Source organism: Streptomyces panaciradicis (assembly GCF_023516615.1).
Lineage (GTDB): Bacteria > Actinomycetota > Actinomycetes > Streptomycetales > Streptomycetaceae > Streptomyces > Streptomyces panaciradicis.
On record NZ_JAMGBF010000145.1, the window covers coordinates 1 to 7,742 of the forward strand.

Below are 7,742 nucleotides of genomic sequence, written 5' to 3' on the forward strand. Positions count from 1 at the left end.
GCACTCGGTTGGTTCCCGACGCGGCCCGGCCCTTCGCCGTACAGTCCCCGATCCGGCCCTTCGCCGTACGGCCCCCGACGCGGCCCGGGTCACGCCACGGCCGTGGGCGCCAGCCGGTGGAGTTCCTCGAGCGCGGCCGCGACGGCGGGGCGTTCACGGGCGCCTCGGCGGGTGCAGGTGAGGAGGCTGCGGTGGGGGTTACCCGTACAGCGCACCCGGGTGATCGGCAGGTGGGGGGTGAGGTGGGCCAGTCGCGGGATGAGGGCCACGCCGAGCCGGTTGGCGACGAGGTGGGCGATGACGTTCCAGTCCAGGGCGTGGTGGACGACATGGGGACTGAAGCCGGCCCTGCCGCACGCGGACATCACGTGCAGGCGGCACGGGCTCTCCGGCACGGGCGCGATCCACGTCTCGTGCGCGGCGTCGGCGAGGTCGACGCGCCCGCGCCCGGCCAGTGCGTGCCCTTCCGGTACGACGAGGTCGAACGGGTCCTCCAGGAGCGCCCGCTGGTCGAAGCGGGCGTCGCCCAGCGGCGGGTTGAGCGGGGTGGCCTCGACGACCGCCAGGTCGGTCTCCCCCTCGAAGAGCAGGTCGAAGCTCTCCGGCAGGGCCGCCTCCCGGACCCGGACGGTCAGCCTCGGATGCCGCTCCTGCAACCGGGCGGCCATCGGCGCGAGCAGCACCGACACGGCCACCGGGAAGCCGCTGACGCGCAGGGGGCCTACCGGGTCACCGTGGTCGGCGCGCAGGTCCAGCTCGGCCTGTTCCCAGCGGGCCTGGATGGCGTCGGCGTGCGCGAGCAGGGTCAGGGCGGCCGGGGTGAGCCGTACCCCTCGCCCCTGCGGTTCGAGGAGGTCGACGCCCAGCTCGCGGGCGAGCTGGCGGATCTGCTGGGAGGCGGCGGAGGGCGTGAAGTGCAGCGCGCGGGCCGCCGCGGTGACCGTGCCGTAGTGGGCGACCGCCCGCAGGACGTGGAGCCGACGCAGGTCAATCATGAAGGCCACGCTTCAAGGTCGGCTCCGACAAGTCAACCTGGACGTGTACGAATTGCGTGCCGCACCCTGGTGGTGTCGCGACGGTCAACCGCCCCCGACGCACGAGGAGTCTGCCGCCATGACCAGCACCAGCGGCGCCGGCGCCTGCCCGCACTGCGGCTGGCCGGACGGCGCCGAGCCCTTCCAGGTGGTGTCCCGGCACGTCACGGCCGCCGGCGGCACGCTGTGGACCCGTTGCGCCTGTGGCTCGCTCCAGGTCCGCACCGTCGACGGCTGCGGCACGCGCGTGGTCTCCCGCAGCCGCCCTGCCTGACGGCGGGCCGTGCCCGCTCGGCTCAGTCCAGTTCGGCGAGACGCTCGGTGACCGGGGCGACGAACCGCTCCATCCAGGCCGCGGTCTCGCCGAGACGGGGCGCGAGGATCACCGTGTCGATGCCGAGCCCGCGGTAGCCGGCGATGTCCCGCAGGAACGTCTCGTGGTCGCCGTCGGTGGCGGCGTCGCCCGTGTAGGCGATGGTCTTGCCGATGCGGTCGTAGTCGCGCCCCAGGCTGTCGCAGTGTCCGCGCAGCACGTCGAGCTTGTGCCGGACCTCCTCGGGAGAGGTGGCGAACAGATTGCAGGCGTCGCCGTACTGCGCGACCAGGCGCAGGGTCTTCTTCTCGCCGCCGCCGCCGATCATGATCTCGGGGTGCGGGCTGCTGACCGGCGGCGGGACGCACAGGGTCTCGGCGAGCCGGTAGTGCCGGCCCTCGAAGGGCCCGTCGGTGTCCGGGTCCCACATCTGCAGGCAGATCCGCAGGGTCTCCTCCAGCCGCTCGAAGCGCTCGGCCAGCGGCGGGAACGGCACACCGAGGCCCTCGTGCTCGCGGTCGTACCAGGCGGCGCCGATGCCGAGGGTGGCCCGGCCGCCGGACAGCACGTCGAGGGTGGTGACGATCTTGGCGAGCAGGCCGGGGTGACGGTAGGTCACGCCGGTGACGAGCGCGCCGAGCCGGACCGTGGAGGTGTGGGCGGCGAGGTAGGCGAGGGTCGTGTAGGCCTCCAGCATCGGGGCCTCGGCACCGCCGTTGAACTCCATCTGGAAGTAGTGGTCCATGACCGACAGCCGGCTGACCCCGGCGGCCTCGGCCGCGGCGCCCGCGGCGGCGAGCTCGGTGCCGAGCGCGGCCCCTCCGCCGCCGTGGTCGAACCGGTTGATGTGTACGCCCACCCGCATGTCGGTCTCCGTTCGCCGGACCTGCAACTCCGGCGCCGACGCTAGTTCTTCGAGCGCTGTCGAAGTCAAGGACGGGCGGCACATGGTGGCGCGGGGTGCCGCCGCCCGGCGTCCGCGCGGTGGAGACGGCCGCAGTCCTACCTGAACTCGTGCACGACCTGGATCTCGCCGACGATGTGGGCGTTGAACTCGTCGAGTTCCTCGGCGGGCACCCACAGTTCGAGGATCGTCTCGCCGCCCGCCCGCTGCACGGGATAGCGGCTGACGAACTCCGAGTCGACCTCGAAGCGGGTGACGAATCCCGCGCCGTCGTGCTTGACGTTCCAGTCGCGGGCGATCCTGACGGCGTAGTCCTCGTTGAGCACCGGGTAGAAGATCGGCTGCTCGGGCAGCCGGGGCGGCCAGGCGCGCCAGTCGAGTGCGCGGACCAGGTCGATTTCCTTGGGGCCGGCGGGTCGCCAGAGGGTGGTGGTGGGGCGCGGGCCGGCCATGGTGTGCTCCTGAGGAGGGCTAACGGAGTGCGAACGACGCCCGATGCTGCCATTCCCGGCCGCTGAACACCACAAGATCCACGGTGGGCACACGCGCGGTGATCGGCAGGGCCGCTCGCAGGCCCGCCTCGATCTCGTCGAGCACGGCGTCGTCCTGCCCCTGGGCGACCGTCAGATGCGGGTGCGCCTCGTACTTGCCGCCGTACGGCGGGACCTCGGGCCAGCGGTCGACGACCGCCTCGGTGAGCCGGCGGAACGGGAGGTCGGGCTCGGGGGCGAGATAGAGCACCCCGGGGAAGCGTCCACAGGTCTCGAACCGCGTGTCGAAGGACCGGTGCCGTCCGAACATCTCGTCGAGGACGGCGCAGGTGCCGGAGCTGACGAGGGAGGCGTGCAGGAACGGGAAGAGCACGGTGACGTGTGCCGGGACACCGGCCCGGGCCGCGGGGTCGTAGCGCTCCCGCCAGGTCCGGACGGCGGGCTCCGCCTCCGGTACGGGCACGACGAGTGCTGTCTGCCCGGTGACGAAACGGTCGGAATCCTCGGCTGCCATGCCATGGGTGTATCAGCAAGATCCGGGTCGACGCGACTCCGGTCCCGCGCGTCGGTTGCAGGCGCGGCATATGTGCTCAAGCCGACAATTTCGCCGGTGTCCTATCCTGGACCGCAGGCACTTCGGGACGGAGGACCAGGGCCCCATGACCGCGACAGATCCGGCACTCACCGCCCTCGCTCAGGGCTGGTGCGCCCTCTCGCTGCTGCACGGCAGGATCGAGGCCCACATCGAGCGTGCGCTGCAGGCGGCGCACGGCCTGAGCGTGCGGGAGTACTCGCTGCTGGACGTGCTGAGCAGGCAGCACGACGGCGAGGGCGGCCATCTGCAGATGAAGCAGGTCGCCGACGCCGTCGTGCTCAGCCAGAGCGCCACGACCCGTCTGGTGACCAGGCTCGAGGACCGCGGGCTGCTCACCCGCTACCTGTGCCCCACGGACCGGCGCGGCATCTACACCAACGTCACCGACTCCGGCCTCGAACTGCTGGAGCGGGCCCGCCCCACCAATGAGGCGGCCCTGCGCGAGGCCCTGGACGAGGCCGCCCGGAACCCGGAGCTGGCACCGCTGGTCACGGCGGTCGAGACGCTCCGCGTCCCCGCCTGACACCTCGGCCCCCGCGAGCGGCAGCGCTGCGGGGGCTTTCACTTGCCCAAGTACTTGCAGACACGCGCTACCCGCCTCCACGTTTGAGTGCGCTTGCATTTAACCCGCGTCTGCAACTATTGTCGCCGCTTGTAAGCGACACACGCAATCGCCTGGAAGGTAACCTCCCATGCCTCTCGCCCTCCTGGCCCTGGCCATAGGGGCCTTCGGGATCGGCACCACCGAGTTCGTGATCATGGGCGTGCTGCCCGAGGTCGCGGGGGACTTCGGCGTCTCCATCCCCACGGCCGGTCTGCTCGTCTCCGGCTACGCCCTGGGCGTCGTCCTCGGCGCCCCCCTGCTGACCGTGCTGGGCACCAGGGTGTCCCGCAAGAAGATGCTCATGTTCCTCATGGGCCTGTTCGTGGTGGGCAACACGCTCTCCGCCCTCGCGCCCAGCTTCGGCGTCATGCTCGCCGGCCGGGTGGTCGCCTCCCTCGCGCACGGCGCGTTCTTCGGCATCGGGTCCGTGGTCGCGGCCGGCCTGGTCGCCCCGGAGAAGAAGGCCTCGGCGATCTCCCTGATGTTCACGGGCCTGACCGTGGCCAACGTCGTGGGGGTGCCGTTGGGGACGTACATCGGTCAGGCCGCCGGCTGGCGGGTCACGTTCGCCGCCGTCGCGGTCCTGGGCGTCGCGGGTCTGCTGGGCGTGGCCAGGCTGGTGCCGGAGACGGGCCGCCCGGAGTCCGCCTCGGTCCGCACGGAGCTCGCCGCCTTCCGCAACGCGCAGGTCTGGATCGCGATGGCGATGACGGTCCTCGGCTTCGGCGGGGTCTTCGCCGCGGTCACGTACATCACGCCGATGATGACGGAGGTCGCCGGCTACTCGGCGGGCGCGGTCACCTGGCTGCTGGTGCTGTTCGGGGCGGGGATGTTCCTGGGCAACCTGGTGGGCGGCCGGTTCGCCGACCGGGCCCTGATGCCGATGCTGTTCACCGCCCTCGGCGCGCTGTCCCTGACCCTGCTGCTGTTCACGGCGACCGCGCACCACAAGGTGCTCGCGGCCATCACCCTGACCCTGGTCGGCGCCCTGGGCTTCGCCACCGTGCCGCCGCTGCAGAAGTGGGTGCTCGACCAGGCGTCGGCCGCCCCGACGCTGGCGTCGGCCGCGAACATCGGCGCCTTCAACCTCGGCAACGCGCTGGCCGCGTGGCTGGGCGGCGTGGTCATCTCCGCCGGGTTCGGCTACACCTCGCCGAACTGGGTCGGCGCGCTCCTGACGGGCAGTGCCCTGCTGCTCTCCTTCCTGGCCGCCTTCCTGGACCGCCGCACCCGCTCGGCCGGGCGGGTCGTGACGGGTTCGGCCCCGGCCGACAGCGCCCCCGTCCCGGCACGGCGCTGAGCGCGCCCGACGCGGGTGAGGCCGTCTCCGCGAAGCGCGAGAGGGGCCTGATGGGGCCTGACCGGCACCGCTCAGCGGGCCCACTTCGGGGTCCAGGTGTCCGCGCTCCGCCGGACGGTGCCGAGGTGGGCGCGCAGCGCGGCCAGGGCCGGGTGCGGGTTGTCGGCCCGCCAGATCAGCGAGTGCGGGTAGACGGGCGTGGGGTCGCGCAGCGGGATGCGGCGCAGGCCGTGGCCGGCCGGCCAGACCATCCGGGTCTGCACGCCGACGAAGGTCGCCAGGTGCGGGGAGTCGGCGATCGTGTCGAGGAGCGGCTCGGTGCCGAAGTCCGGGCCGGTGACCTCGATGGTGAAGCCGAAGGCCGCGCCCAGGTCGTCGTAGAAGGCCGCCCATTCGGTGCCGGCGACGTTGCCGGGCATCCAGATCCGGTGCCCGGCCAGCTGGGCGGGCGTGACGGCGTGGGCGGCGGCGAGCGCGTGCCCGGGGCCGGTCAGGAGCTCCAGGGCCTCGTCGTGGACACGGGCCGCGGCGATGCCGTCGGGCAGCCGGTGCGCGGGGAAGGTGAGGGCGCGGAAGGACGCGTCGATCGTGCCGGTGCGCACCGCGGAGATCGCCGTGTCGGCGTCGAAGAGGGTCACGACGTCGAGCGCAGTGTCCGGGTGCGCGTGGTGGAAGTCCCGGACGAGGTCGGCCGGTGCGAGGCGGCGGCCGATCACGTCGACGCGCAGGGCGCGCCGCCCCGGCCGCACCGAGGCCGCGGCCCGCTCCTCGGCCCGCAGCAGGTCACGGGCGTGCGGCAGGAAGACCTGCCCGTCCACGGTGAGGAGGGCGCCCCGGGCGGTGCGCGTGAACAGGCGCGCGCCGAGGTCGCGTTCCAGCGCGGCGATCCGCTTGGAGACGGCCTGCTGGGTGATCTCCAAAGTCAGGGCCGCCTCCCGGAACCGTCCGGCGTCCGCGACGGCCACGAAGGTACGTACTGCGTCGAGATCCACGGCCCCTTTTCTACACGCGCGGCGATACGGCGCCGCGCACTCGGGCACACCACGTGGCTGGCGCGGGCCCCGCGCTCGACCACAACCAACGGTTGTCACAGGCATGGCACCTCATCACAACCATCGGTTGTCGCGGGCCGAGCGTGTCGGTTGTTTGCTCCCGGGCCGCGCGAGCGGCTTTGATGGCGCCGGTCGGATTCGGGCGGGACGGGGAGACGGGCATGCGGGGCGGGCGATCGCTGGGGCGGCGGTTCGAGTGGCTGTGGGCGGCGTACGCCGTCAGCGCGCTCGGCACCTGGCTCGCCTTCGACGCGTTCTCCCTGATCGCGGTGATCGTGCTGCACGCCGGGGCGACCGAGGTCGCGGTGCTGTCGGCGGCCGGGCTGGCGGTGGGGGCGGTGGTGGCGACGCCGCTCGGACCGTGGATGGAGTTCCGGCACAAGCGGCCCGTCATGATGACCATGGACCTGGTCCGCTGTCTGGTGCTCCTGACCGTTCCGGCCGCCTACGCGCTCGGCGCCCTCACCTTCGTACAACTCCTGGTTGTGGCGGTCGTCGTGGGAGCGGCCGACATCGGTTTCACGGCCGCGAGCGGGGCCTTCGTCAAGTCGCTGCTGCCGCCGGAGGACCTGCTCACCGCGAACGCGCGCTTCGAGGCGACGCAGTGGAGCGCGACCATCCTCGGGCCGCCGCTGGGCGGCGCCGCGATGGGCCTGTTCGGGCCGGTGACGACCGTCCTGGCCAACGCCGTCAGCTTCCTGCTGTCGGCCGCCGGGATCCGCGCGATCGGCGGAACGGAGACTCCCCCCGTGCGCGCGGACGGGCCGCCTCCGGCCGGTGGTGTCCTCGAGGGCTGGCGGTACATCCTGGCCCATCCGGTGCTGCGGCCGCTGTTCTTCAACACCGCGCTCTACAACGCCCTGATCATGGTGTCGCTTCCGCTGCTCGCCGTGCTCATGGTCGGCGACCTCGGGTTCTCGGCCTGGCAGTACGGTCTGGCGTTCTCCGTGCCGAGCGTCGGCGGGCTGGTCGGCTCACGGCTGGCCCGCAGGCTCGTGCCGCGCTTCGGGGAGCGCCGGGTGCTGCTCACCTCGGGGTGGCTGCGCGCGTGCTGGCCGGTCGGCCTGGCCTTCGTCGGACCGGGGACGGCCGGACTGGTGCTCGTCATGGTCGTGGAACTCGGCGTGATCATGTCCTGTGCCGTCTTCAACCCCGTGTACGCCACCACCCGGCTGCGGCAGACGGACGCGGACCGGGTGTCCCGCACGCTCTCCGCGTGGTCGGTGACGAACAAGGCGACGGCCGCCGCGATGACGGCCCTGTGGGGCCTGCTGGCCGGCGTGACCGGCCCCCGCGCGGCGATCGCGATCGCCGGGGTCCTGGTACTGGCCACACCGCTGCTGCTCCCCCGCCGGGTCGACGCCCGGCCGGAGCCGGCACCGTTGCGCACGGAGGAGGCGGCCTGACGGCACGCGCGGCCCCGGGGCGCCGGGGCCGCACGCCGGGAGG

General features: G+C 72.9%; 9 protein-coding genes. 4 read left to right on the top strand and 5 right to left on the bottom strand.

Translation table 11 applies throughout. The features are described from left to right. Window positions 1-89: 89 nt before the first annotated feature. Window positions 90-995, bottom strand: a complete 906-nt coding sequence (locus M8J74_RS35475; protein WP_249840370.1) for a LysR family transcriptional regulator — start codon at window positions 993-995, stop codon at window positions 90-92. Between the two features lie 118 nt (window positions 996-1,113). Between M8J74_RS35475 and M8J74_RS35480 the strand changes: the two genes are divergently transcribed. After that, window positions 1,114-1,308 (top strand): hypothetical protein, encoded by a 195-nt coding sequence (locus M8J74_RS35480; protein ID WP_249840371.1) that lies wholly within the window; start codon window positions 1,114-1,116, stop codon window positions 1,306-1,308. A gap of 22 nt (window positions 1,309-1,330) precedes the next feature. Here the strand turns inward: M8J74_RS35480 and M8J74_RS35485 are convergent, their stop codons facing one another. From M8J74_RS35485 to M8J74_RS35495, 3 genes are all read right to left on the bottom strand, one after another. Further along, entirely contained in the window at window positions 1,331-2,212 is an 882-nt protein-coding gene (locus tag M8J74_RS35485) for an LLM class F420-dependent oxidoreductase (RefSeq protein WP_249840372.1), read from the bottom strand. A gap of 137 nt (window positions 2,213-2,349) precedes the next feature. After that, window positions 2,350-2,703, bottom strand: coding sequence for a hypothetical protein (locus tag M8J74_RS35490; protein WP_249840373.1), 354 nt, complete (start codon window positions 2,701-2,703; stop codon window positions 2,350-2,352). Window positions 2,704-2,722: 19 nt separating this feature from the next. Further along, window positions 2,723-3,256 carry a 2'-5' RNA ligase family protein gene (locus tag M8J74_RS35495; RefSeq protein WP_249840374.1) on the bottom strand — a complete coding sequence of 178 codons (534 nt, stop codon included), beginning with the start codon at window positions 3,254-3,256 and terminating at the stop codon, window positions 2,723-2,725. Window positions 3,257-3,401: 145 nt separating this feature from the next. Here M8J74_RS35495 and M8J74_RS35500 point away from each other — a divergent pair, with 145 nt between their 5' ends. Together M8J74_RS35500 and M8J74_RS35505 are read left to right on the top strand one after the other, a co-directional pair. After that, on the top strand, window positions 3,402-3,860 hold the full coding sequence (locus M8J74_RS35500) for a MarR family winged helix-turn-helix transcriptional regulator (RefSeq protein ID WP_249840375.1): 459 nt from the start codon (window positions 3,402-3,404) through the stop codon (window positions 3,858-3,860). Window positions 3,861-4,029: 169 nt separating this feature from the next. After that, window positions 4,030-5,241 carry an MFS transporter gene (locus tag M8J74_RS35505; protein WP_249840376.1) on the top strand — a complete coding sequence of 404 codons (1,212 nt, stop codon included), beginning with the start codon at window positions 4,030-4,032 and terminating at the stop codon, window positions 5,239-5,241. 71 nt (window positions 5,242-5,312) lie between these two features. On the opposite strand, the gene M8J74_RS35510 is transcribed toward M8J74_RS35505, so the two are convergent. Further along, window positions 5,313-6,233, bottom strand: a complete 921-nt coding sequence (locus tag M8J74_RS35510; RefSeq protein WP_249840377.1) for a LysR family transcriptional regulator — start codon at window positions 6,231-6,233, stop codon at window positions 5,313-5,315. A 221-nt stretch (window positions 6,234-6,454) separates the two neighbouring features. Between M8J74_RS35510 and M8J74_RS35515 the strand changes: the two genes are divergently transcribed. Continuing rightward, a complete protein-coding gene (locus M8J74_RS35515) occupies window positions 6,455-7,699 on the top strand; it encodes an MFS transporter (protein WP_249840378.1) in 1,245 nt (414 codons plus the stop codon). Window positions 7,700-7,742 lie beyond the last annotated feature (43 nt).